At 50.5% G+C, this 26379-nt stretch carries 21 protein-coding genes and 1 pseudogene; 17 read left to right on the forward strand and 5 right to left on the reverse strand.

What is annotated here, in order from left to right; translation table 11 throughout:
• Nucleotides 1-8 precede the first annotated feature (8 nt).
• The 3 genes from odhB (at nt 9) to sucD (ending at nt 3423) form a co-directional block, all read left to right on the forward strand.
• A complete protein-coding gene (gene odhB, locus ACF8PK_RS03265) occupies nt 9-1217 on the forward strand; it encodes a 2-oxoglutarate dehydrogenase complex dihydrolipoyllysine-residue succinyltransferase (RefSeq protein ID WP_004724573.1) in 1209 nt (402 codons plus the stop codon).
• A 167-nt stretch (nt 1218-1384) separates the two neighbouring features.
• Nucleotides 1385-2551 (forward strand): ADP-forming succinate--CoA ligase subunit beta, encoded by a 1167-nt coding sequence (gene sucC, locus ACF8PK_RS03270; protein WP_004724570.1) that lies wholly within the window; start codon nt 1385-1387, stop codon nt 2549-2551.
• Nucleotides 2551-3423 (forward strand): succinate--CoA ligase subunit alpha, encoded by an 873-nt coding sequence (gene sucD / locus ACF8PK_RS03275; protein WP_004724569.1) that lies wholly within the window; start codon nt 2551-2553, stop codon nt 3421-3423. The genes sucC and sucD overlap by 1 nt, the downstream gene beginning before the upstream one ends.
• A gap of 69 nt (nt 3424-3492) precedes the next feature.
• Here the strand turns inward: sucD and znuB are convergent, their stop codons facing one another.
• Together znuB and znuC are read right to left on the reverse strand one after the other, a co-directional pair.
• Entirely contained in the window at nt 3493-4275 is a 783-nt protein-coding gene (gene znuB / locus ACF8PK_RS03280; protein WP_004724566.1) for a zinc ABC transporter permease subunit ZnuB, read from the reverse strand.
• Nucleotides 4268-5056, reverse strand: a complete 789-nt coding sequence (gene znuC / locus ACF8PK_RS03285; RefSeq protein WP_004724564.1) for a zinc ABC transporter ATP-binding protein ZnuC — start codon at nt 5054-5056, stop codon at nt 4268-4270. Before znuC ends, znuB begins: the two co-directional genes overlap by 8 nt.
• An 82-nt stretch (nt 5057-5138) precedes the next feature.
• Here znuC and znuA point away from each other — a divergent pair, with 82 nt between their 5' ends.
• The 5 genes from znuA (at nt 5139) to ACF8PK_RS03310 (ending at nt 13131) form a co-directional block, all read left to right on the forward strand.
• Complete coding sequence (znuA, locus tag ACF8PK_RS03290; RefSeq protein ID WP_143678719.1) at nt 5139-6038, forward strand: zinc ABC transporter substrate-binding protein ZnuA; 900 nt, start codon at nt 5139-5141, stop codon at nt 6036-6038.
• A gap of 185 nt (nt 6039-6223) precedes the next feature.
• Nucleotides 6224-9577 (forward strand): AraC family transcriptional regulator, encoded by a 3354-nt coding sequence (locus ACF8PK_RS03295; RefSeq protein WP_392440047.1) that lies wholly within the window; start codon nt 6224-6226, stop codon nt 9575-9577.
• A gap of 829 nt (nt 9578-10406) precedes the next feature.
• Nucleotides 10407-10634 (forward strand): FeoA family protein, encoded by a 228-nt coding sequence (locus tag ACF8PK_RS03300; protein ID WP_004724558.1) that lies wholly within the window; start codon nt 10407-10409, stop codon nt 10632-10634.
• Nucleotides 10634-12904, forward strand: a complete 2271-nt coding sequence (gene feoB / locus ACF8PK_RS03305) for a Fe(2+) transporter permease subunit FeoB (RefSeq protein ID WP_004724556.1) — start codon at nt 10634-10636, stop codon at nt 12902-12904. Before ACF8PK_RS03300 ends, feoB begins: the two co-directional genes overlap by 1 nt.
• Nucleotides 12901-13131: a FeoC-like transcriptional regulator gene (locus ACF8PK_RS03310; protein WP_004724555.1), complete on the forward strand. Its 231-nt coding sequence runs from the start codon at nt 12901-12903 to the stop codon at nt 13129-13131. The genes feoB and ACF8PK_RS03310 overlap by 4 nt, the downstream gene beginning before the upstream one ends.
• 43 nt (nt 13132-13174) lie before the next feature.
• On the opposite strand, the gene ACF8PK_RS03315 is transcribed toward ACF8PK_RS03310, so the two are convergent.
• Nucleotides 13175-13603, reverse strand: a complete 429-nt coding sequence (locus tag ACF8PK_RS03315) for an HIT domain-containing protein (protein WP_004724553.1) — start codon at nt 13601-13603, stop codon at nt 13175-13177.
• Nucleotides 13604-13714: 111 nt separating this feature from the next.
• Nucleotides 13715-15448 carry an arginine--tRNA ligase gene (argS, locus tag ACF8PK_RS03320; protein WP_014204638.1) on the reverse strand — a complete coding sequence of 578 codons (1734 nt, stop codon included), beginning with the start codon at nt 15446-15448 and terminating at the stop codon, nt 13715-13717.
• Between the two features lie 206 nt (nt 15449-15654).
• Between argS and ACF8PK_RS03325 the strand changes: the two genes are divergently transcribed.
• Nucleotides 15655-16248 carry a VOC family protein gene (locus ACF8PK_RS03325; protein ID WP_392440051.1) on the forward strand — a complete coding sequence of 198 codons (594 nt, stop codon included), beginning with the start codon at nt 15655-15657 and terminating at the stop codon, nt 16246-16248.
• Here ACF8PK_RS03325 and ACF8PK_RS03330 read toward each other — a convergent pair.
• Complete coding sequence (locus ACF8PK_RS03330; RefSeq protein ID WP_055465370.1) at nt 16245-19025, reverse strand: insulinase family protein; 2781 nt, start codon at nt 19023-19025, stop codon at nt 16245-16247. The genes ACF8PK_RS03325 and ACF8PK_RS03330 overlap by 4 nt on opposite strands.
• Before the next feature lie 221 nt (nt 19026-19246).
• On the opposite strand from ACF8PK_RS03330, the gene sixA reads away from it, so the two are divergent.
• The 8 genes and pseudogenes from sixA (at nt 19247) to ACF8PK_RS03370 (ending at nt 26378) form a co-directional block, all read left to right on the forward strand.
• Nucleotides 19247-19714: a phosphohistidine phosphatase SixA gene (sixA, locus tag ACF8PK_RS03335; protein WP_004724546.1), complete on the forward strand. Its 468-nt coding sequence runs from the start codon at nt 19247-19249 to the stop codon at nt 19712-19714.
• A 184-nt stretch (nt 19715-19898) separates the two neighbouring features.
• Nucleotides 19899-21992 (forward strand): flagellar biosynthesis protein FlhA, encoded by a 2094-nt coding sequence (flhA, locus tag ACF8PK_RS03340; RefSeq protein ID WP_004724545.1) that lies wholly within the window; start codon nt 19899-19901, stop codon nt 21990-21992.
• 29 nt (nt 21993-22021) lie between these two features.
• Nucleotides 22022-22439: pseudogene (locus tag ACF8PK_RS03345) on the forward strand (flagellar biosynthesis protein FlhF); the annotation flags it as partial.
• A gap of 32 nt (nt 22440-22471) precedes the next feature.
• Nucleotides 22472-23560, forward strand: a complete 1089-nt coding sequence (gene flhF, locus ACF8PK_RS03350) for a flagellar biosynthesis protein FlhF (RefSeq protein WP_390904238.1) — start codon at nt 22472-22474, stop codon at nt 23558-23560.
• 14 nt (nt 23561-23574) lie between these two features.
• Nucleotides 23575-24462 carry a MinD/ParA family protein gene (locus tag ACF8PK_RS03355; RefSeq protein ID WP_004724540.1) on the forward strand — a complete coding sequence of 296 codons (888 nt, stop codon included), beginning with the start codon at nt 23575-23577 and terminating at the stop codon, nt 24460-24462.
• Nucleotides 24455-25189, forward strand: a complete 735-nt coding sequence (locus ACF8PK_RS03360) for an RNA polymerase sigma factor FliA (protein WP_014204643.1) — start codon at nt 24455-24457, stop codon at nt 25187-25189. Before ACF8PK_RS03355 ends, ACF8PK_RS03360 begins: the two co-directional genes overlap by 8 nt.
• A gap of 45 nt (nt 25190-25234) precedes the next feature.
• Complete coding sequence (gene cheY, locus ACF8PK_RS03365; protein ID WP_038150782.1) at nt 25235-25603, forward strand: chemotaxis response regulator CheY; 369 nt, start codon at nt 25235-25237, stop codon at nt 25601-25603.
• A gap of 58 nt (nt 25604-25661) precedes the next feature.
• On the forward strand, nt 25662-26378 hold the full coding sequence (locus ACF8PK_RS03370) for a protein phosphatase CheZ (protein WP_004724536.1): 717 nt from the start codon (nt 25662-25664) through the stop codon (nt 26376-26378).
• The last annotated feature ends 1 nt before the right edge of the window (nt 26379 follow it).

Raw genomic sequence — 26379 nt, forward strand, 5'->3', positions numbered from 1 at the left:
ACACAGATATGACAGTTGAAATTCTGGTTCCAGATTTACCTGAATCAGTAGCAGACGCAACCGTAGCGACATGGCATAAACAACCAGGTGACGTTGTTGCACGTGACGAAGTAATCGTTGAAATCGAAACCGACAAAGTGGTGTTGGAAGTGCCAGCACCAGAAGAAGGTGTGTTGGAAGCGATTCTGGAAGAAGAAGGCGCCACTGTACTGTCGAAACAGTTGCTGGCGCGTCTGAAACCGGGTGCGGTTGCGGGTGAACCAACAACCGATACCACGAGTGCGACTGCATCTTCTCCAGACAAACGCCACAAAGCGACGCTGACTGAAGAAACAAACGACGCGCTCAGCCCAGCCGTTCGCCGCTTACTGGCAGAACATAATCTGCAAGCGGAACAAGTGAAAGGCACGGGTGTTGGTGGCCGTATTACGCGTGAAGACATCGAAGCGTACCTCGCTGCGGATAAATCAGCGCCAGCGGCAGCACAAGACGTTGCTGCACCAGCACCGATTGCAGCTCGCAGCGAAAAACGCGTCCCGATGACTCGCCTGCGTAAGCGTGTGGCAGAGCGTCTGCTGGAAGCGAAAAACAGCACAGCAATGCTGACAACGTTTAACGAAGTCAACATGAAGCCAATCATGGATCTGCGTAAGCAGTACCAAGACGTGTTTGAGAAGAAACACGGCATCCGCCTTGGCTTTATGTCGTTCTACGTGAAAGCGGTGACGGAAGCGCTGAAACGTTATCCAGAAGTGAACGCTTCCATCGATGGCAGCGACATCGTGTACCACAACTTCTTTGATATCAGCATCGCGGTGTCTACCCCACGTGGTCTGGTGACACCCGTCCTGAAAGATTCCGATACGCTGGGCATGGCTCAGATCGAAAAAGGCATCAAGGATCTGGCGATCAAAGGTCGTGACGGTAAGCTGACAGTTGAAGAGCTGACCGGTGGTAACTTCACTATCACGAATGGTGGTGTGTTTGGCTCGCTGATGTCGACGCCAATCATCAACCCACCACAAGCAGCGATTCTTGGCATGCACAAGATTCAGGACCGCGCAATGGTTGTTGATGGCAAGATTGAAATCCTGCCAATGATGTACCTTGCTCTGTCTTACGACCACCGTTTGATTGATGGTCGTGAGTCAGTTGGCTTCCTGGTGACAGTGAAAGAACTGCTTGAAGATCCAACACGTCTACTGCTAGACGTGTAATCGCAAAGGTGCTTAGTGGACTAAGCGCCTGTGCGGCGGGCCGGATTCGCTCAACATTCGGCCCGATTTAAGCCAATTGGCTGCTCGCTCAAGAGTAACCCTACAGACGTAAAGCTCAGCCATTCAATGGGCTCTATGGAATAAAAATATACAAACGGAATAAAACAATGAATTTGCATGAATACCAAGCCAAACAGCTGTTTGCAGAATTCGGTTTGCCTGTACCAGAAGGCTACGCATGTGATACGCCACAAGAAGCGTTCGAAGCAGCTGGTCGCATCAGCACCGCGAAGAAAGTTGTCAAATGTCAGGTTCACGCTGGTGGCCGCGGTAAAGCGGGCGGTGTAGAACTGCACGACACCAAAGAAGGCGTCAAAGAATTCGCACAAAAGTGGCTGGGTAAAAACCTAGTGACTTACCAAACGGATGCAAATGGTCAGCCAGTGACAAAAATCTTGGTTGAAGAAGCATCAAATATCGCCAACGAACTGTATCTGGGTGCGGTTGTTGACCGTGCAACTCGTCGTATCGTTTTCATGGCATCCACTGAAGGTGGCGTGGAAATTGAGAAAGTGGCGGAAGAAACACCAGAACTGATTCACAAAGCAGCGATCGATCCATTGGTGGGCCCTCAGGCATACCAAGGCCGTGAGCTGGCATTCAAACTGGGCCTGCAAGGTGACCAGATCAAACAGTTCGTGAAAATTTTTATGGGTCTGGGCCAAATGTTTGCTCAATACGACCTGGCTCTGCTAGAAATCAACCCGCTGGTTGTGACTGGCGAAGGCAACTTGTTGTGCCTAGACGGCAAAATCAACATCGACTCAAATGCGTTGTACCGTCAACCTAAACTGCGCGAAATGCACGATCCTTCGCAAGAAGATGCGCGTGAAGCACACGCAGCTCAGTGGGAACTGAACTACGTTGCACTTGATGGCAACGTTGGTTGTATGGTCAATGGTGCTGGTCTGGCGATGGGTACGATGGACATCGTGAACCTACACGGTGGCAAGCCCGCAAACTTCCTCGATGTTGGTGGCGGCGCAACAAAAGAGCGCGTTGCAGAAGCATTCAAGATCATCCTGTCTGATGACAATGTGAAAGCGGTATTGGTTAACATCTTCGGTGGGATTGTACGTTGTGACATGATCGCAGAAGGTATCATCGGCGCAGTGAAAGAAGTCGGTGTCACGGTACCTGTTGTTGTTCGTCTTGAAGGTACTAACGCTGACCTCGGTCGCGACGTACTGGCTAAGTCAGGTTTGGATATCATTGCAGCTGAGTCGCTCACTGACGCAGCTCAGAAAGTTGTTGCTGCTGCGGAGGGCAAATAATGTCTGTACTAATTAACAAAGACACCAAAGTAATCTGTCAAGGTTTCACCGGTGGTCAAGGCACATTCCACTCTGAGCAAGCGATCGCTTACGGCACGCAAATGGTTGGTGGTGTTTCTCCAGGTAAAGGCGGTCAAACGCATCTTGGCCTACCTGTATTCAATACCGTGCGTGAAGCAGTAGAAGCGACTGGCGCGACTGCAACAGTTATCTACGTTCCAGCACCTTTCTGTAAAGATGCCATTCTGGAAGCGATCGATGCGGGCATTCAACTGATCGTGACGATCACTGAAGGCATCCCAACGACAGACATGATCGATGTGAAAGTGAAGCTGGAAGAAACTGGCGTTCGCATGATCGGTCCGAACTGCCCGGGTGTGATTACGCCTGATGAATGTAAGATCGGTATTATGCCGGGCCACATTCACAAGAAAGGGAAAGTGGGTATCGTGTCTCGCTCTGGTACGCTGACGTACGAAGCGGTGAAACAGACCACCGACGAAGGTTTCGGCCAATCAACGTGTGTTGGTATTGGTGGTGACCCAATCCCAGGTTCAAACTTCATTGATATCCTAAAACTGTTCCAAGAAGACCCTGAGACAGAAGCGATCGTGATGATCGGTGAAATCGGTGGTACAGCGGAAGAAGAAGCGGCAGCGTTCATCAAAGCGAACGTGACCAAGCCAGTGGTGTCTTACATTGCGGGTGTTACGGCGCCTCCAGGTAAACGCATGGGCCACGCGGGCGCAATCATTTCGGGCGGTAAAGGTACTGCTGACGAGAAATTTGCGGCGCTGGAGTCAGCGGGCGTGAAAACTGTGAAAAGCTTGGCGGAGATCGGTTCTGCACTCCGTGAAGTGACAGGCTGGTAAGCGCAGCGAATGAGTAAAAACCCGGGCAAGCCCGGGTTTTTTTATGGCATTCAATCCGCGCTGATTTGGCTAAGCACGTTTCACGAAATGACTGAGCATAAACAGGGCTGTCGCGCTGACCACCACCGATGGGCCTGCTGGTGTGTCGAACTGCCAAGACAGCGACAGGCCAGATAACACACAAACCATACCAATGCTGGATGCAAACAGCGCCATTTGTTCCGGTGTTCTGGCTAAGCGGCGCGCCGTCGCTGCGGGGATGATCATCAATGATGTCATGATGAGTGCACCCACGAACTTCATACCCACGGCAATGACCAAACCGATCAATAGCATCAAAATTAAACGCATTAAATCGGTATTGATGCCTTCGACTTGTGCCAGTTCTTCATTGACGCTGGTTGAAAGGAGCGGCCGCCAGAACAGGTACACAGCGATCCCGACTGCAATCACGCCACTCCAGATAAACACCAAATCGCTTGGGCTTACCGCCAGCAAGTCACCAAACAGATAGCTCATCAGGTCGATACGCACATTGTCGAGGAAACTCACCGCAATTAGGCCGAGAGATAACGAGCTGTGGGCCAGAATACCCAACAGCGTGTCGGTTGCCACCAGTTGTTGGCGCTGCATGGTGACTAAGATCACCGCTAATCCCAAGCAGCACACCAGCAAGGCGAAATAAAGGTTAATGTCGAGCAAAAAGCCGAGAGCCAAGCCCAAAAGTGATGCGTGCGCCAAAGTGTCGCCGAAATAGGCCATACGACGCCAAACGACAAATGACCCCAATGGGCCTGCAATCAAAGCGATGCCGATGCCGGCCAGCACCGAGGGTAGTAAAAACTCAATCATGTTGATGGTGACCATGTGAATGATGGGAACATTGTTGCGCGTCGCCGGTGACCGGTTGACCCGCGAGATCGTGATGATGGTGATCGTGCTGGTGGTGATAAAACGCCAGCGTTTCACGGCTACGATGGCCAAACAGGGCGATGTAACTTGGGTGTTGCGTAATGTCTGCCGGAGCACCAGAACAGCAAATGTGATGATGCAGACAGATCACTTCATCGGTTTTCGCCATCACCAAATGCAGGTCATGAGAGACCATGAAGACCGCGCAACCAAAACGCAGACGAATGGTGTCGATCAAATCGTAGAGATCAATTTGCCCTTGTACGTCGACGCCTTGCGCCGGTTCATCCAGCACCAGCAGGTCAGGGCGTTGCAATAATGCGCGAGCGATGAGAATGCGTTGATTTTCGCCGCCGGAAAGTTTGTGCATGTCAAAATCAAGCAGATGCTCGGCACCCACCAGACGTAGCGCGTCATTGAGTTCTTGCTTGCTGTATTTGCCAGCCAACTGCAAGAAACGTTTCACGGTCAGCGGTAGGGTATCGTTGAGTTTCAGCTTCTGCGGCACATAGCCAATTTTAAGATTTTTGGCGCGTTTGATGGTCCCCGTGTTTTGAGTGTGTAAACCCAGTAAAACGCGAACCAGTGTCGATTTACCCGCTCCATTTGGGCCAATCAGCGTTGTGATCTTGCCTCGAACAATCGACAAGCTGACATTATCCAAGACTCGGCGCTGGTCGAACTCAACGCAGATGTCATGCAATTCAATAAGCGGTGACATGAAAGGAACTCATTTGCAATTTAGTAATGTTATAATGTAACATTTCGGAACGATGAACGCTACAGCTTGAGAAAATTCCATCATGCTATCCAGATTTGCCCTTATGACAGCCCTCGTCACAGCGTCTTGCTCGGCGTGGGCGAATGATATTCTAACCAGTATAAAACCGATTCAGATGATTACCCATGAGTTAACCGCTGGGGTATCGGAGCCTGATGTACTCTTGTCTGCGAATGCTTCGCCGCACGATTATGCGCTTCGTCCATCAGATGTAAAGCGTATTCATCAGGCGTCACTGGTGATCTGGTTTGGTCCAGACTTAGAACCGTTTTTGGAAAAAGTCTTAAGCAGCCACAAAAATGTCCTGACTTTGAGCGCAGTCCCGGAGCTTCAATTGCGAGCTTACAGTGCCGAAGAGTTGGAGCACGGACATGACGATGGTCATCACCACCATGGGACGCATGACCCGCATTTCTGGTTGGGGATTGAGCAAGCCAAACAAGTGGCGGTGGCGATTGCTGCCCGTTTAAGTGAAAACGACGCGCAACATGCACAGGTGTACGCTGCTAACCTGCAACGTTTCCTTGCGCAGGCTGATGAGACTGATGCCGCGATCCGCGCTCAACTGGCGGATGTGACGTCTGCGCCGTACTATGTCTTCCATGATGCGTATGCGTATTTTGAGCAGCGCTACGGGCTGAACAATCTTGGCCACTTTACGGTCAGCCCAGATCGCAAACCGGGCGCAAAAACCTTGATCGCAATTCGTCGATCTCTCGCGCAAAATCAAGCGAAATGCGTGTTTTCTGAACCGCAGTTCCAGCCAGCAGTGATTGAAACCGTGGTGCGTGGCAGCCAGGCGCACATTGGTATTTTGGACCCGTTGGGCACTGATGTCGCAGTCAAAGCCGGCAGCTACTTTGCCTTTTTGCATCAGCTGAGCGACAGTTACCATCAATGTTTGTCACAGTCAGTCGACTGATCGATGTTCTACGGCTTGGGTTCCTGTGATCTAAGCTAAAAAACCAAGTTTTAATTGCGACCAAGCGACAACCAAGCTACACAAGCGGCGCTGAATAGATAGAATACTCTATAATTAGCGCCGCAAAATAACCCATCCATGATAAGGCGTCAGGCATTTCTTTTTTTGTTGCTAAAGGAACCGCTTTGTCCCGACTCTTTTTGATCCTCAGTCTCGTCTTAGGATTGCTTTCTTCAACCGCCAATGCACTGGATAAAAGCCCATCCGTGTTTTACCCCTTGCCTACCCAAGCACAGGGGAAAGTATTTATTGCTCAGCACCTGTATTTGGGGGATGAAGGCGGCATTTGGATTCACGATGTGCACGGTCGCGTGGTGTTTTTTGATGGGCAAAATGTGCTGCCGCGTCGAGGATCGCTACTTGACGGTGATGTTCAGCAACTGGCGTATGCACAGAACGCATTTTGGACCTTCATCGATAACGAATTGTATCGTACGATTCCGCCGGGCGAACCGGAGTTAGTGTTCAGTCTCACGCCGGGAACCGTGATTGAGAAGATTGGCGCTTCTGCTGGTTATATCTGGCTGACCGACGAGACACACTTTTACACCTACCATATCGCGAGCGGTGATTTTCAAACCTATTCATTGATGACGCTCTACCAGCTCAATCAAGCCAGCAAAGTCGTCGTCAATGACGCCAAGATGGTGCACACCAAATGGGTACTGGCGACGAACGCTGGGGTGTATCTGTCTGAGGGGCAAGGGTTCTCCCATGTGCAACGTTCGGGCAAAGATTACGTTGAAACCTTATTGATGTCGCGACAACGGGATCAATTGGTGGTGGGAACCCTGCATGGCGCGCTGTTAATTGATATCAATCAGCCAGAGCAAGAGCCGCAACACGTCGGCAATGCGCCCGTGTTGTCGATGGTTGAAACAGAGAACGAATATTGGATTGGAACGGACAGTGGGTTGCTGGTGTATTCGGTCGATACTGGCACCACGGTGAAATTGGAAGGCAGTAATCCAGAGCATTATGGCTTGTCTCATGGAAAAATCTACGCCCTGATCAATGACCAACAAGGTGGTATTTGGATCGCGACCGACAAAGGGATTCGGTATTTTTCTCGGTTTAGCCAAAAATTTACGCGTGTGTTGATGGACGATCTGAACGCGTTCACACCGCGAGCCTCTGTGGCGCATCTGTTTTCCGTCAATCAAGGTCGCCAATATTTAATGAGTCGCAATGACGGCTTGTATCTGATTCATTTTTTTAAAGGCTTTCGTAAGCAGCGTATTTTTGACGCCGTCGTCCATGACGTGGTGCAACGAGGCGATGTGCTGTGGTTGGCGACCAATCGCGGCTTGTTGACGTATCGTCTTCACCAACATCAAGGACCTCAACCCCTCAAAGATGACGTACTGCGACAGCCGGTACAGCATCTCGAAATCGATGCGGAAGGGAAAATTTGGGGGACCAGCCGAAATCGTTTGTGGTCATTGAATCCTGATACGCACGAGGTGACGGATTACGGGAGCGATTGGATGTCGTTGGCGACGCCATCATCCAAAGTCACGACATTGAAAATGACGACCCATTCAGGATTATTGATTGGGACTGACCACGGGATCTATGGTTTGCGGAATCATCAAATTCGCTACGACAAAGAGAGTGCGCGTTTTGGTGCCAGTATTGATATTGCAGAAAATGCCGCTGGTCAATTGTGGTTTGTGAGCAGTTATGGCGTGTTCAAACGCCAAGATTTTCGACCGGAGTCGGTGATTGAACCGGTCACGCTCATAGAAGACAACATTCGCTTAAAATGCCTGTTGAACACGCAACAAGGCATGTGGCTCGGGTCGTCACGCGGCATGACGCTGTATAACGCCGATGGCCAAATTTTGAATCACTTCGGTTCGCCCCACGGCTTAATCAATGATGAGCTGCGTACTGGCATCTGCGCCGTTGGGGAGTCGACGCAAGGTGAATCGCTGTTGTTTGCATCCACCATGGGGTTGGTCAAAGTCTCTTCACCCGCGTTGGCGCAAGCAACTTTGCCGCCATCGCCAATTATCTTTAGTCAAATCAGTGTGGACTATACGCCAGTGCTCGTCGGCAGCCGCAGTCAGCGATTGCGCCTGGCGTACGGTAGCCCGGCGAGTTTTCAATTTGGCACCTTGCCTGAAGCGCGCGGCCAACAATTGGAATTTCGTCTCAATCAAGAACAATGGCAACCGCTTGAAGGCGCGCAACTGACGCTCAATCATTTGATGCCGGGCGAGTATGTGTTGACGGTTCGCAGCATCAGCCCCCAAGCGTTTCAGCAGGTCAGCAACCAAGTGACTTTCACGGTGCTCAAACCGTGGTACCTCTCAAATTTGGCGGTGACGCTTTATGCTTTGGCCTTTATCGCGACGGTGCTCTTGGTGAGCTGGTGGCGTTCGCGCATGGTGTCGGCGATGAACCGTGAGCTTAAAGAGCAAGTGGTGCTAAAAACCAACCAAATGCGCCACCAAAGCAAAGCGGTGTTGAGTAACAACCAACAGTTGCGTAAGCAGATTCAAGTGCGCCATTTGTGGCTAGATAAACTGCTGAGCGGTATGCGGCCTTCGTTGGTGAAGCTGGCGCAACAGGCTCGTTACGAGCAAATTGATGAGGTTCGACAAACGGCAGAGTCACTACTGACGGAATTTGAGCAGTTCCAAGCGCTTGATGGCAATGGCGAGGCACAGGTGACTCAACACGACATTATTGATGTGATTGACACCGTGATCGCGGGGTGGAGCACCGAATTTGCGGCAGCGGGTATCAAGATCGAGCGTCAGTGTTTGGAACGACTTCCGGAAGCTGAGCTCAAGCACTGGGGCATTGACGTGGTGTTCAATGCATTGCTCGCCCAAGCGCTTAAACGGATGTATCGCAATCAACGTCTGACGATTCAATGTAGCTTGCGTGACGAGCGCATCGTGATGACGTGGATTGATTGCGGTGAGTCCTGTGAAGATTTGCCATTATTGCTGGTGACTTCCGGCGATAATCACAGCACGTTACTTAGTCAACTGGTGGAATTGTCGGGTGGCGATATCGCGGTCTATACGTCATCGGAACGGAATCTGGTGGAGCTGTCGTGGCCGCAAGTGAGTCAAGACTCGATGGCACAGGACGCGGACTGGGGGACAAGGCTCGCGGTGTCGTCAGATGACGAAGAACGCGCGTGGCTCAATAAAGTCGACCACTTGGTGCGTGAGCACTACTCTGACGCGGAATTTAGCACGTCAGAAGCTGCGAAGTTGCTGTTTGTGTCTGAACGTAGTCTACAACGCCGATTTAAAACCGCCACACATAAAACCTTCAAAGAATACCTCACCGAATACCGACTGGAAAAAGCTTGTCAGGTGTTACTGGAGGGCCAGAAAGTCGCGCAAGTTGCATTTTGCTGCGGTTTCAATGACCCGTCTTATTTTAGTCAACGTTTTAAGCACCACTTTGGTGTCTCGCCGACTCAGTTCATCGAAGACAAAGAATTGATGGACTAACGATGACGCGCGGCATGCTTGTCGCGCGTTTCTTTTTGACACCATTCAATCATCTGCTGACCGCGTCGTGACCGCGGTCGACGTTCATCCTCGTGCATGATGGTCAATAAATCGCGGCGTGGTGCATTGAGCATGGCTTTTCCTGACTGCCAAAATCCCGGGTGTGCTCGTGTCTTGCGCTAAGCGGTGTTGTGTCGGCACAGGCGCGAGGATACTGGGTTATGAGAAAACAGGGTTATGAGAAAACAGGGCGTTTGAGCGTGAGTATGCCCACAGGCGTTATTATTCGGTGCCGAGTGATGACGATCGCATGATGGGGTTGTGTCGAACGAATGGGTGTGGGAACGAATAAAGGGAAATGCAGCAGAAAAAAAATGTCGTGGTATAGCCGGGGGGACTATACCACGGGCGTCAACGACACCTTCGCTTGCTGCCGGAGTGATATGGACTAAGCCATATGCACCTCTGGAATTTCTATCTCAGGGAGAATTCCCTGTCGACGAGAGTCACTATATCGGCCGCGGCTTTTTTTACTTATAAAATTAACGCCAACGTAACAGGAGAAATCCGCCAATCTTCGTTTTATATTTAAGCGTTTGATTTATTAGATATTTATGTTTTTCTCGGTTTGAGGTGGATCACACCGCGGAGGCGTAAGAAAATACTTAAAGTGAGATTAACGTTTTTGACGGGCGGATAATTAACAAAAATGACGGTTCAATTGGTGCAATCTTTGATTTCACACAATTACATAGCTGGGGTGGAAGAGTATGATTCACATTATTAATAATAATATTTCTCATTAACAATACGATTGCGTGTGGCTACGATGAAATTATCTGATTTAAAAGCGGGTGAATCCGGCCAGATTCTGGCGTTGAATGGTCTGTCGACCGATGTTCGAAAAAAACTCATGGTGATGGGGTTGTTACCAAACACGCAGGTCACTTTAATTCGTCGTGCGCCGATGGGTGATCCTTTGCAAGTTGAAGTTCGTGGTGTGTCTATTGCAGTACGGGAAAGTATTGCCGCAGCGATTGATGTGGAGAAAGCGTAATGCATTATAACGTTCTAACGGTCGGTAACCCCAACAGCGGTAAAACAACACTCTTCAACGGCCTGACGGGTGCCAAACAACAAGTGGGCAACTGGGCAGGGGTGACTGTCGAGAAAAAGACGGGCCGTTATCAACATGGTGGTGACGAATGTCGATTAACGGATCTACCGGGCATTTACGCGCTCGACAGCGGGAACGACAGCAACAGCATTGATGAGTCTATCGCATCACGTGCGGTGCTCACCCATCCGGCCGACCTGATTATTAACGTGGTTGACGTGACCTGTTTGGAACGCAGCTTATATATGACGCTGCAACTGCGTGAATTGGCGCGCCCGATGGTGGTGGTGCTCAATAAGATGGACGCGTTAAAACGTGAACGTCAAACCATTGATGTGAAGAAACTAGAAAAAGCGCTGGGTTGCCCGGTGTTGACGTTGTCGGCACACGACAAGAGTCAAGTTCGCCGATTTAAAGACAAATTACACGAATTGTTGGTGAAAGGCGTCGCACTGAAACAGCTTGATTTGGACTATGGCACTGAATTTGAAGCGTCGATTGCGCGTTTGATGCCGCTGTTTTCAAATCAAGAAGTGGCTGCACGCGCACTGGCGATTCGCGCACTAGAAAATGACTTGCTGGTGATCAATGGCTTAGCCGAATCTCATCGCGAGCAGATTGCGCACGAGCAGCGCTTGTGTGCCACCGACATCGATCTGCTGGTTGCGGATTGCAAATACACGTATCTGCATCAGTTGTGTCAGAAAGTGCGCCGCAGTGAAGGCAAATTGAGTCACAGCTTCACGGAAAAAGCAGACCGTTTGGTACTGAACAAGTGGATCGGTGTGCCGTTCTTCTTTGTGGTGATGTACCTGATGTTTATGTTCTCCATTAACATCGGGAGCGCATTTATCGATTTCTTTGATATCGGTGTGGGCGCTTTATTGGTCGATGGTGGCCACTATGTGTTGGACGGACATTTGCCGGTTTGGTTAGTGACGGTGCTGGCCGATGGCCTTGGCGGCGGTATTCAGACAGTAGCGACCTTTATTCCAGTGATCGCGTGTTTGTACCTGTTCCTGGCGGTGTTAGAAAGTTCAGGTTACATGTCTCGCGCGGCATTTGTTCTGGATAAAGTGATGCAGAAAATTGGCCTGCCGGGTAAAGCATTTGTCCCGCTGGTACTTGGTTTTGGCTGTAACGTGCCTGCGATCATGGCAACGCGAACCCTTGATCAAGAGCGTGAGCGCAAATTAGCCGCATCCATGGCACCATTTATGTCGTGTGGTGCGCGTTTGCCTGTGTATGCCCTGTTTGCGGCGGCATTCTTTCCGGAAAGTGGCCAAAATGTGGTGTTTGCGTTGTACTTACTGGGCATCATTGCGGCGGTATTTACCGGTTGGGTATTGAAGAAGACTTTGTATCCGGGCTCAAGTGACAACCTAGTGATGGAAATGCCAGACTACGAAGTCCCCACGCTGCAAAACGTACTGATCAAAACGTGGCAGAAGCTGAAACGCTTTGTGTTGGGTGCCGGTAAAACCATCGTGATTGTGGTGGCGGTGCTGAGCTTCTTGAACTCGGTCGGTACCGACGGCTCATTTGGCAACGAAGACAGTGACAACTCGGTCTTGTCTAAAGCAGCGCAGGTGGTGACGCCGGTCTTTGAACCGATTGGGATCAAGCAAGATAACTGGCAAGCGACGGTTGGTATCATCACGGGTATCTTTGCCAAAGAAGCGGTGGTCGGGACGTTAAACAATCTGTACACCTCTGCAGAAGGCGACGATGCTGAGTACGATCTGATGGGCAGCCTCAAAGATGCGGTGATGTCGATTCCTGAAAACCTGATGGGACTAAACTTCTCAGATCCGCTGGGCATTGAAGTGGGCGATTTGTCTGACAGCGCGTCGGTGGCGCAAGATCAAGACGTCGATGCCTCGATTTTTGGCAACCTGAACAGCCACTTTGTGACCAGTTATGCTGCGTTCTCTTACCTGATTTTCATTCTGCTTTACACACCCTGTGTGGCCGCGATGGGGGCGTACGTGCGTGAATTCGGTACTCGCTATGCGCGCTTTATTGCGGTGTGGACGATGGGCTTGGCCTATGCTTCGGCAGCATTGTTCAATCAAGCGGCACATTTCAGTGACGCACCGATGAAGAGTGCCAGTTGGATCGTCGGTATTGTGTTGGGCTGCGCGCTGGTCTTTCATTTACTCAAACGAGCAGGTCGCAAGCAACAGCGTCTTGAGGTGCAAATTGCATGATTTTAACTGAGCTAAAACAAGCGATTGCAGCGCAAGGCGGGATTTCGCGCAAAGAGCTCGCGAAGCGGTTTGCGCTCAGTGAAGATGGCGTGGATGCGATGTTGGCGGTGTGGATTAAGAAAGGCGTTATTTCACGCTTTATTGATACCAATGCAGCGCATCGTGTCACGCGAGTGCGTTACTCCCTCAATCGGGACCAAGGATTGTCTGTGACGGTCACGATGTAATCGGAACGAAAAAAGCCGCGTTAAGCGGCTTTTTTTACGGCGTTTAAACGGCCACAAACAGCGAACTCAAGGAAAGGACATTGCGCAGTTTAGTCAACATGGTGTCTTGGTCGGCTTCGCTGCGACGTTCGCCCGGGGTGTTGCCCCACACGGGACCTGGCCAAGCGACATCGTGTTCAAAACGAGCGATGTGATGGATATGCAGCTGAGGAACCATATTGCCTAGCGCACCCAAATTGAGTTTGTCTGGTTGGAACAAGGCTTCCAGCGCTTGATTGATCGCTTGGGATTCGAGCAGAAATTGCTGCTGTTCATGCATTGGCAAGTGATGAAGTTCCTTCAGATTCGCTTTTTTCGGAACCAGAATGACCCAAGGCACGGCAGCGTCTTTGTGCAGCAGCGCGACACATAATGGGAAATGGCCAATGACATCGGTATCTTTTGCTAACTGAGGATGAAGTTCGAAACTCATGGTGTTGTCCGTTATGGTTGATGCCGTCGGAATGCGACAGAAGTCACCATTATACGCCAATAAAAAAGGCTGACACCATGTGCCAGCCTTTGAATCGTCTCAATTTATTGATTACATACGTTCTAGCGTTTTGATACCCAACAGCGACAGACCCTGTTTGATGGTCTTCGCGGTCAGCGCGGCCAGTTTGAGGCGGCTTTGTTTCACGCTTTCGTCTTCAGCAATCAGGATTGGGCAGGCTTCATAGAAGCTTGAGAATTGACCCGCTAGTTCAAACAGGTAGCTACACAGAATGTGCGGTTGACCTTCACGAGACACCGATTGGACCGCTTCTTCAAATTGCAGCAGTTTGGCGATCAGTGCTTTCTCTTTCTCTTCGGTGATCTTGATGTCGCCCGTCAGGTTGTCTGGTGAAACGCCTGCTTTTGCGAAGATAGACGCAACACGTGTGTACGCATACTGCATGTAAGGGGCGGTGTTGCCTTCAAATGCCAGCATGTTGTCCCAATCAAACACGTAGTCAGTAGTACGGTGTTTTGACAGGTCTGCGTATTTCACAGCAGCCATTGCCACAGTGGTCGCGATATCCGCTTTCTCGTCAGCGCCTAGATCTGGGTTTTTCGATTCGATCAGGGCTTTTGCACGTTCTTCGGCTTCATCCAGCAGATCGGCCAGACGCACGGTGCCGCCAGCACGTGTCTTGAATGGACGACCGTCTTTGCCCAGCATCATACCGAATGCGTGGTGTTCCAGAGTCACTTCTTCAGGCACGTAACCCGCTTTGCGTACGATGGTCCACGCTTGCATCAGGTGTTGATGCTGACGAGAGTCGATGAAGTACAGCACGCGATCTGCGCCCAGTGTTTCGTAACGGTATTTCGCACACGCGATGTCTGTGGTGGTGTACAGGAAGCCGCCGTCGCGTTTTTGGATGATCACACCCATTGGCTCGCCGTCTTTGTTTTTGAACTCTTCGAGGAAGACCACTTGCGCGCCGTCATCTTCTTGAGCCAGACCTTTCTCTTTCAAGTCTGCCACGATGCCTGGCAGCATGTCGTTGTACATGCTTTCGCCCATCACGTCGTCACGCGTCAGTGACACGTTCAGGCGGTCGTAGTTGCGTTGGTTTTGAATCATGGTCACATCGACCAGTTTCTTCCACATGTCGAGACAGAATGCGTCGCCACCTTGTAGTTTCACCACATAGTTACGTGCTCTTTCCGCAAATTCTGCATCTTCATCGTACAGCTTTTTCGATTCACGGTAGAAGGCTTCAAGGTCAGACAGTTCCATCGACACTTCGCCAGATTCTTGCTGCACGCGCTCAAGGTTGGCAATCAGCATCCCGAACTGTGTGCCCCAGTCGCCAATGTGGTTGGCGCGAATCACTTTGTGGCCGAGGAATTCCAGCGTGCGAACCACAGCATCGCCGATGATGGTTGAACGCAGGTGACCCACGTGCATTTCTTTGGCAACGTTTGGCGCTGAGTAGTCAGCCACGATCGTTTGTTGTGCTTCTTTTGCCACACCCAGGCGCTCGTCAGCCAGTGCTGCATCCGCTTGTTTCGCTAAGAATTCTTCGCTTAGGAAAATGTTGATGAACCCAGGGCCTGCGATTTCGGTTTTGCTCGCGATACCGTCTAAATCAAGCACATCGATGACTTTTTGCGCGAATTCTCGCGGATTTGTACCTAACTGCTTTGCAACGCCCATAACGCCGTTGGCTTGGTAATCACCAAACTGTGGTTTTGCGGATTGGCGAACGGCTGCAGGGCTGCCTGCAGGTGCGCCAGCGGCTTCAAGAGCCTGAGATACTTTGTCATTAATCAGTGCTTGGATATTCACACGCGTGTCCTTCAATTCTGGGAATTGGTTGGATATGCATTTTATTCACTTGGCAGTCGTGAATGCATATCTCGATTTTGTTCATAAATTGGCGCACATGATAGCAATTTTATGACAGAGCTTATAGGGACAAAATTACGAAATTTTCTACTTTTCGGTTGAATCTTGGTAACATCGACGACAAATCATTATTTTGAGTAGTTAAAATGCTTCAGTCGCTGATGGAATCAGGCCTTCATCCTGTTCAAATGAAAGACAAACTCGCAGAATTTATGCATAAAATTCAGCAATTATCCGAGCTTTTGCATATGGATTTATCTACCCATACGCTGGACCACATTGCACTCAGAATCAATGATTTGGAATTGGCGAAAGCCGCCCATGCGGCATGGTTGGATGAAGCGGAAGAAATTTCCTGCGCGCAGATTAATGGTCGCCCGATCATTGTGATGGCATTTCATCAGCCTTTGGTCGCTGAGCCGTGGCGCATTGAGTGTTTAGAGTTGCCTTATCCCGCGCCGGGAAAAATGTATCCACAGCAAAGCTGGGAACATGTGGAGTTTGTGATTCCATCACAAGCGCAAACTGCCGATGACTTTCTCCATGAGTTGTTACAGCGTTTTCCAGACTTCGCGCGGCAATGGCCGAACTTGGCAGAATTGGGCGTGAAAACCAAATTGTCGAGCCCGAAAGGTGAAGGGGAGCGGTTGAACAACCCAACGGTGGCGTTTAAATGGCAGGGCGTGTGCATCAAACTGCATCCACACACCCTGAAAACCATTGTGGCATCGGAGCGTTAACCGAGATCGTACGCTTTTGGCCGCAGTTGAAACTCTTCAATTGAGCCGATTTCTTGGCCTAAACTCAGCGGCTCTGCATCTTCGTGCGCATTGCCCTGCGTGTGCATAATGAGTCGGTTGGCGGTGCGCGGTTTCAGCTCATTCACCACAAAGCGAATCATGTCGGAACGGCTGAGCTGTTTCAGCTCTTCTAAAACCACTTCTCGTTGATCGAACGTCCAGTCTTTATTGCCGATGGCGACCCACAAACGCTGCGCTCGTGTGCGCAGTGTTGGATCCGGTGTGGCAATCTGATTCCACAACCCGCGTTTACTGCTGTGCCATTGATATTCGTTGAGCTCCAGTAGCACCATGTAAAACGCATTGAGGAACTCGTCGATGGAGCGGATCAGTTCCGCCGGGGCAGCATTGGGGGATTGAACGTACAACACCATGCCCGGATGGCGATTGAGTGGCATATTGCCTGTGCCCACCATATAACCCAGTTGCTGCTTGGTGCGGATTTCGTGGAAAAAGGTGGCTGACATCAGATGATTTGCCAACGAATACAGCGCAATGCTGCGTGGTTCGGTATCTTTCGATTGGTAGTAGACCACGATCGCGGAATCATCTTGATCGCAATTCACTTCACGCTGGAAGGTGCCGTTGTCGCCCAACATTACCAGCGGGCGCAGCGACTCTTCGTAAGTCTGGTTTTTGACGCGCAGTGCATCTTTGAGCACTTCTGCCATGGCTATCGCATCGTGTTGTTGCCAATCGCCATACACGAACATTTCGATGTGCAGTTGCGCGAGGATCTTCTCTACGAATTCGGCCAGTTCACCGACGTGGATCGTTTCCAGTGCTTCCAACAATTGGCCGTAGGGCGGGTTATTGGGTTGCAGTAAGCCGGTCATGGCATTGAACAGCTGTGAAATTGGGCGGTCATGGGCGGCGTTGCGCCAGTTGCGCAGCAACTGTTGTTTGATGGTGTCAAACCGTTGTTCGCTGAATTCTCGTCGGGCAAATTTATCGAGAATCATCTTCATCAGCTGTGGCTGTTTCTGGCTGAACCCGGAAATGGTCAGTGTCACGCCGCCTTGGTGGGCGTACATGTTGTAACCCATGCCGGCAATCTCTGCTTGATACGTTTCTTTGGCCAGCGTGTCGAGGAACATCTCGACGCACAGCCGCGTGATGACGATATTGCGCGTGCTCGCCACGGAATGTGGGCTATCGATGGCAATGTAAATCACGCCTTTCGGCACGTGGAATTCGGTATCTTGCAGATGCCATAGGCGAAAGCCGGGGAGGTCTTGCACCACTTGCGGCAGGGTTTGAGTGTCGTCTTCCAATGGGCGCGGGTCAAGCTGATCGCAAATAAACGGGTTTTCTCCCGGCAGCTCAAGTGGCAGCGACATACTGTGGTGGTGGAATTGGGCCATTTGTTGGGCGCTGAATGGGCGCACGGAATACGGTGTGAAATACCAATCGGCTTCACGGTCGTAGTCCAGCCCTTGTGCAATTAGCGTTGCACGCAGATTTTCTGGCACCAGATAGGTCAAAATTTCACGCAGCAGCGCTTCGTCATAGGTTTGCATCATGTAATCGCCGTAGATGATGTCTTCAGCGGCATAATGCTGCATGTTGATCACCAAATGACTGACGATATCCAGCGGGCGTGAGGTTTCCTGAAAACGAAAGGCTGATTCCAGCACCGCGCGTTTTTCGGTGTAGCGCCATGCGTTCAACCCGTTTTCGCGGATCAACGTTAACGTTTCAAACAAGGCTTGAATGATGTCATCGACGTGCTCAAGCCCCAGCGGGGTTAAGGCACAACTGACGGAAAACTCACGGTAATTGCTGCCGCTGGCACCACCACCGGCAGACAGCGATGTGATCCATCCTTTCTCTTTTAGGGCAAGCAGCAGGCTGCCTTCGCCTTCATAACCAATCAAATGGGCAAAGTAGGACAGCGGCTTACGCTGATAATAGGCATCGGTGCTGGGCATCGGAAAACTCATGATGAGTTTGCGAATTTCTTTGAGTGGCTCAACCTGAATCATCAACCCCGTTTGTTCCGGCGTGACAAAGGGTTCATCAATGACTTTGTCCGCCAAATGACGGTTTTCAATCGCGCTGAATGTGTCGCGCGTCCAGTGTTCGAGCTCATCAAGGCTTTGCGGCCCCATGATGACCAGCGTCATCAAATCGGCAGAATAGTGTTGCTCGTGAAATGCGATGATTTCGTCACGAATGTTGCTGCCGTCACGGTCGCCGAGTGTCTCAAGGTTGCCAACCGAGAACTTCGCAAACGGGTGCGCCGGGTTAATGGTGGCTTTTTGCACTTGATAGAGACGGCGAGAATCATCGCTCAGTTTGAGTTTGTATTCGGAGTCGACCGCTTGGCGCTCTTTGTCTAAGGCTTCGGCATTAAACAGCGGCGCGGTGAAAAATTGGCTGAAACGATCGAGCGCTTTTTCAAACACGTTCGGTGATACATCGAAGAAGAAACATGTGTGTTCCGTTCCAGTCCACGCATTATTGGTTCCGCCATGCTGATTAATTACGCTTTGAAATTCGCCCACTTTAGGGTATTTTCGCGTACCTAAAAACAGCATATGTTCCAGATAATGGGCTAACCCTTCGCGTTCTTTAGGATCGTCGAAGTGGCCAACCTTGACGGCTAATGCGGCGGCAGACTTCTGAGCACTTTCATTGTGGATCAACAGCACACGCAACGAATTGGACAGAGTCAGATGTCGGTAGCTATTTGAATCATTTGGGCTAATGTGCACAGAAGTTCTCCGATAGGGCTTTGATTTTTTAAGTATGGCGTTGAAACGAAACGGCGCAAATTCAAGCCTGTGATTTTTTGAGCAGAATGTCATTCTAGTCCTAAAGCTGACTTTTTAATAGACTGTTACCCCGGTCTAAGTCTTTACTTTAGGGATTGCTATAATCGGCGACAAAGCAGCATCAGACTGCCTGTGTGTAGAAGAGCAAATAGGTATACCTAATGAAAATATTTATCATGCGTCATGGTGAAGCGCATCACTATGCAGCCAGCGACGCAGAGCGAGCTTTGACAGACAGAGGTCGCAGCGAATCAGTCGCGGTCGCCCGTGCCTGTATCGAACAACAAGATCTGCATACTATCGATAAAGTTTTGGTCAGCCCTTATCTTCGTGCGCAGCAAACGTGGCAGGAAGTGTCACGTTATTTTTCTGCTCGCCACGTGCAGATTTGTGACGACATTACGCCTTATGGTCAGGCTGAGAGTGTGTTTGAATATTTAGCGGCGCTGGTTGAGTTGGAAACGCTCGACTCGCTGCTGTTGGTGTCACATCTGCCGTTGGTGGGCTATCTGGCTTCCGAGTTTGTGGCGGATATGGTGCCGCCGATGTTCCCGACCTCAGGCTTGATGTGCATTGACTACGATCCCCACACCCGCCAGGGTAAAGTGGCTTGGAACGTCCACCCGTAAGGGAAGGACGCGAGAAAAAGGTTGTCTGCGGGCAACCTTTTTTAATGGGACATGTTTTTCTCGCCAAGCCAAACGCGAGAATGCCTAGCCAAGTTTTTGACACTTGGTATGGACTAAAACTTGCATCACAACGCCAACGTCTTGTTGCGTCTCTTAATTTTCAACCACTAATTGCTTGCAGCCTATGAAGTTTACTCTGCCATTTGCGGACAAATTGCCCAACATCCCTCAACGTAGTATGCCTGCGATCGGTGCGCCGATCATGGTATTGGCCACGTTGGCGATGGTCGTGCTGCCGATGCCCGCCTTCCTGCTTGACTTGTTTTTTACCTTCAACATTGCTTTGTCGATGGTGGTGTTGTTGGTGACCGTGTATACCCGGCGACCTCTGGATTTCGCCGCATTCCCTACCGTGCTTTTGATTGCGACCTTGCTTCGCTTGGCGCTGAACGTGGCCTCGACGCGGGTGGTTTTACTGTACGGTCATGAAGGGCCGGGCTCTGCGGGTAACGTGATCGAAGCGTTTGGTAACGTCGTGATTGGCGGGAACTACGCCGTCGGTTTGGTGGTGTTCCTCATTCTGATGATCATCAACTTCATGGTCGTCACCAAAGGTGCGGGCCGGATTTCAGAGGTGAGCGCACGCTTTACCTTGGATGCGTTGCCGGGCAAACAGATGGCGATTGATGCCGACTTGAATGCCGGTTTGATCGATCAAGAGCAGGCGCGCACACGCCGTTTTGAAGTCACCAAAGAGGCGGACTTTTACGGCTCAATGGATGGTGCGTCCAAGTTTGTGAAAGGGGATGCGATTGCCGGTATCCTGATCCTGTTTATCAACATCCTCGGCGGTCTGACCATCGGGATGATTCAATACGACCTTGGCTTTAGCGAAGCCATCCAAATTTATACCCTGCTGACCATCGGTGACGGTCTGGTGGCTCAGATCCCGTCGTTGTTGCTGTCGATCGGCGCTGCGATCATGGTGACGCGTCAAAATACCGATGAAGACATGGGTCAACAGGTTATCTTCCAACTGTTCGATAACCCGAAAGCGCTGATGATCACCGCGGCGATTCTTGGGGTGATGGGTATCGTGCCGGGCATGCCGCATTTCTCGTTCTTGAGTTTAGCGATTCTGGCGGGTGGTGGTGCGTATCTGATTCAACGGAAACAGAAAAAAGCCGAAAGCGATGCCCAGTTACCAGCCAAAGTGGAGGGCGATGCGCCCACCCAACGTGAGCTGTCTTGGGACGATGTTCAGCCCGTCGATGTGATTGGTTTGGAAGTGGGCTATCGCCTGATCCCATTGGTAGACCGCGACCAAGGCGGCGAGCTGTTGGAGCGCGTCAAAGGGGTGCGCAAGAAACTATCGCAAGATTTTGGTTTCCTCATTCCGCCGGTGCACATTCGTGACAACCTCGAACTGACGCCAAACAGCTACCGCATCACGCTGATGGGCGTGGCTGTAGGGGAAGCAGAGATTCGCCCCGATCAAGAACTGGCCATCAACCCCGGCCAAGTGTATGGCATGATTGATGGCGAACACACCTATGACCCGGCGTTTGGTCTGGAGGCGGTGTGGATTCGCGAAGAGCAGCGGGAACACGCTCAGGCGCTGGGCTACACCGTGGTCGACTCATCCACCGTGTTGGCGACGCATTTGAGCCAACTGCTGACCAACAACGCCGCGCAACTGATTGGTCACGAAGAAGTGCAGAACTTGCTGGAAATGCTCGGCCGTTCGGCGCCGCGTTTGGTGGATGGATTTGTGCCGGATCAATTGGCATTGGGCGTGGTGGTCAAAGTGCTGCAAAACTTGCTGCATGAAGCGATTCCGATTCGCGATATTCGAACCATCGTGCAAACCTTGTCTGAATATTCAAGTAAGAGTCAAGAACCCGACATTCTGACTGCGGCGGTTCGTATTGCGCTGAAACGCCTAATCGTTCAAGAAATCAATGGCATAGAACCAGAGCTTCCGGTCATTACGTTGATTCCTGAGCTGGAACAAATCTTGCATCAAACCATGCAGGCTTCAGGCGGAGAATCGGCAGGGATTGAACCTGGCTTGGCGGAGCGCTTGCAGATGGCATTAAGCCAAGCAACGCAAGAGCAGGAACTGAAAGGCGAGCCGGCGGTACTACTGACATCCGGTGTCCTACGTTCTACCTTGGCTAAATTCGTCAAAAATACGATTCCGAACCTAAGAGTGCTGTCGTATCAAGAGATACCAGACGAAAAACAAATTCGCATTGTGCAGGCGGTCGGCAACTGAACGTCCTCACTTAATAATGGATAGCTGCTTTGAAAATTAAACGATTTTTTGCCAAAGACATGAGAACAGCGCTGCTTCAAGTGAAAGAAGAGCTCGGCGCAGAGGCGGTGATCATGTCAAACAAAAAAGTCGCGGGTGGCGTCGAAATCGTGGCGGCCGTTGACGGTGAAAGTGCATCCGTCGCACCGGCAGCACCGAAACAGTACAGTTCACAACCAAGACACGTCGGCACTCAGGCATCGCCCGCACTGAAAAACACAGCGACGCGTCGAGAATTGCAAGATGACCGCGTGAGCCTTAACGGCGCAGGGAACGGCAATTCGATGACGCAACGCTTTGCCAACATGCTCAAGCAGTACAGCAATGGCGCGCAAGAAGATGAGCCATCGCATCGTGCAGAAAACGAGGATTCACTGTCTGCGCTGCTGAAACGCCAGTCGGACAACTATGGTGCCGATAAGCGTTTGGCCGACAACCGTTTGGCTGATAATCGCACATCAGACAATCGTTCACCGCTCGCACGACAGCTCAGCAATGAATCGCCACTGGCCAAATTGTTGGCGGAAGAGCGTTCTGAATCGCGTGGTCGTCCACGCTTGGATCCATCTCGCTACGAACGCCAACGTGAAGAAGAAGCGCCTGCCAATCCCAATGAACTGGAGAACATGCGCGAAGAAATGACGTCGATTCGTCGTTTGTTGGAGCATCAAGTGTCCGGTTTGATGTGGCAGGAAGTGGAACGCCGTGAACCGCTGCGCGCAATGTTGATCAAACGTCTTGAACGCATGGGTGTGTCATTGGATTTGGCGGACCAATTGGCCTGTTATATTCCCGAAGATACGCAACCGCAAAAAGCGTGGAAAGCGTTACTCGGTTTGGTCTCCGACCAAATTCCAGTGGTGAAACAAGACATTCTCAAACGTGGTGGCGTGGTTGCGTTACTAGGGCCAACGGGCGTGGGTAAAACCACCACGGTGGCGAAGCTGGCTGCACGTGCAGCGATGGAGTACGGCTCCGACAACGTCGCCCTTGTGACCACCGACACCTACCGTATCGGCGCCCATGAACAATTGTCCATTTATGGACGAATTATGGGATGTCCTGTAAGAGTTGCTAAAGATTCCAATGAGTTAGCCGATGTAATATACCAGCTACGTAATCGTCGCCTGATTTTGGTGGATACAGCGGGTATGGGGCAGCGCGATGTGCGCCTGTCAGAGCAGCTCGACACCCTCATGCAAGAGAGTGGTGAAATCATTCACAGTTATCTGGTGTTGCCGGCAACCGCACAACGCAAAGTGTTGCAGGAAACCATTGAGCACTTCAGAAGAATTCCTCTTTCTGGGTGCATTATGACTAAGCTCGATGAGTGTTTGAGCTTAGGCGAATTTGTCAGTGTTGTAGTTCAAAATTCGTTGCCAGTGGCGTACATCGCCAATGGTCAGCGGGTACCCGAAGACATAGTGATTGCTCAGCCCAAATACATGGTAGCGAAGGCAAACGAGTTGCTAGAGAAGTCGACAGAAGATGAACCTCATTACTGGAACAGTGATTCAGAGAGATTCTAGGCGGCGGACAGATTATGACGAACAAAATGATATATGACCAAGCAAGCGGCTTACGTCGTTTAACCCAGCCTTCTGTAACCAAAGTCATCGCGGTGACTGGTGGTAAAGGGGGCGTGGGCAAATCAAATGTGACTCTGGGTATGGCCATTTGCATGGCTCGCCAGGGAAAAAAAGTCATGGTGCTGGATGCTGACCTAGGATTAGCGAATGTGGACGTGATGCTCGGCATTCGCCCCAAACGCAATTTAGGTCATGTTCTCGCCGGGGAATGCGAACTCAAAGATGCGATCGTTGACGGTCCGCACGGTATCCGTATCATTCCCGCCACGTCTGGAACGCAGTCGATGACCGAACTGTCCCACGCGCAACATGTGGGGTTGATTCGCGCATTTGGCTCGCTCGAAGATGAGATGGACATTTTGCTGGTGGATACCGCAGCCGGTATCTCCGACATGGTGGTCAGCTTTTCACGAGCCGCGCAAGATGTCGTGGTGGTGGTGTGCGATGAACCGACTTCTATCACGGATGCATATGCATTGATCAAACTTTTGAGCAGAGAACACCAAGTTCAGCGATTTAAGATTGTTGCGAACATGGTCAGGAGCTATCGTGAAGGCAGGGAGTTGTTCGCGAAGTTGACGTTAGTCACAGAGCGCTTCCTGAATGTTAGCCTCGAACTCGTCGCCTGTATTCCTTTGGACGATAATGTACGTCAGGCAGTCAAAAGACAAAAAATTGTGGTGGATGCCTTCCCGCGTTCACCCGCAGCGTTAGCGATTAGCTCGCTGGCGAACAAGGCCTTAACTTGGCCGATCCCAAGAACCCCAAGTGGGCATTTAGAATTCTTTGTGGAAAGGCTACTTAATCGGTCAGAAATAGTAGGGGAACCATTCGGTGAATAAAGCGCTTACTTATGATCAGTACGGCAATATGAATAGCCAGAAATTGTTTCTGGATAAATATTCCGTGCTGGTTAAGCGTATAGCTCATCATTTAATCGGGCGTTTACCTCCCAGTGTCCTTATTGAAGATTTAATACAAGCCGGCATGGTCGGCTTGCTTGAAGCACAGAAGAACTACGACGGAAGTAAAGGTGCGAGTTTTGAAACCTACGCCGGAATTCGTATTCGGGGCGCAATGCTCGACGATATTCGACGTGGTGACTGGGTGCCACGATCGGTGCACAAGCACAATCGTGAAATCGGTCAGGCAATTGCAGTGTTGGAAGGAGAGCTGAATCGCGATCCGACCGACAGTGAAGTCGCAAAACATCTGGGTATGTCGTTAGATCAATATCATAGCGTGTTAACCGACATAAACTGTTCACGAATTGTCGGAATTGAAGACTTAGGTGTGACAGACGATGCCATTTCGCCAGTGGATGACGATGAAGACAATTCACCCTTTAAAGGTGTGGCAGACGAATCGTTCCGCAAAGCATTGGTTGAGTCAATAAAATCACTTCCTGAGCGTGAAGCTTTAGTACTTTCGCTCTATTATGATGAAGAGCTAAACTTGAAAGAAATTGGTGAAGTACTTGGCGTGAGTGAGTCCCGCGTGAGCCAAATACTGAGCCAAGCAATGCAACGTCTGAGAACCAAATTGAGCTCTTGGACACAAAACGACTAAATATCACTGATTTCGAACTCAGTGGAGGCAACTTTGAATAAAAACATGAAGATCCTTATTGTTGACGATTTTTCAACAATGCGCCGTATTGTAAAAAACCTACTCCGCGATCTGGGTTTCAATAACACTCAAGAAGCGGACGATGGCTTGACGGCATTGCCGATGCTTAAAAAGGGTGAATTTGATTTCGTGGTCACAGATTGGAACATGCCAGGCATGCAAGGCATTGATCTTCTGAGAAACATTCGCGCGGACGACGAATTGAAACACCTGCCGGTACTGATGATCACTGCCGAAGCAAAACGCGAACAGATTATCGAAGCGGCTCAAGCTGGCGTTAACGGCTACATCGTTAAACCATTCACCGCGGCGACGCTGAAAGAAAAACTAGAAAAAATCTTCGAGCGTCTCTAAGAACTTTCGTGAGAACAAAAGTTTGCTCTATTCAAACGCGTGAAAGGTTAATTACCGGATGATTTCATTAGAACAAGCCAAAGAACTCGTTCAATTACTCGAGAATGGACAGCAAGACAGCGCCAATCTTTTACTCAAGCAGATGTACGAATCGGAACGCAATCCGATGCTGCAGGAGATTGGTGAACTGACGCGCGAACTGCATGATTCGCTGAAGCAGTTCCATATCGATGATCGCATGAGCGAGATCGCCAATGACGAAATACCTGATGCGCGAGACAGATTACAGTACGTCATTGAAAAAACAGAAATTGCTGCCAACAAGACCATGGACGCCGTGGATCGTTGCATGCCGATAGCAGACAGTTTGCACGAGAGCTTACTGTTGGTTCGTCCTCAATGGAACGAACTGATGCATGGCAAAATTGAACTGAGTGAGTTCAAAGCATTGTGTCACCGAATCGACAACATTCTTTCTCAAATAGAAGGTGACAGCAGTGAATTGCGCGGGCAATTGACCGAAATTCTGATGGCTCAAGACTTCCAAGACCTGACTGGGCAGATTATTCGTCGCGTGATTACACTCGTGAATGAAGTCGAAAAACGTCTGGTCGATATTTTGACAGTCTTTGGCAGCAATCACATAGAACAACAAGACAAAGCCAAAAAAGCATCGACTGATCCAGAGGGGCCAATTTTGAATCCTCATGAACGCAGTGACGCGGTTTCATCTCAAGACGAAGTAGACGACTTGCTATCGAGTCTTGGATTTTAGG

It is taken from the genome of Vibrio sp. CJQ_6 (assembly GCF_043106745.1).
Classification (GTDB): Bacteria; Pseudomonadota; Gammaproteobacteria; order Enterobacterales; family Vibrionaceae; genus Vibrio; species Vibrio furnissii.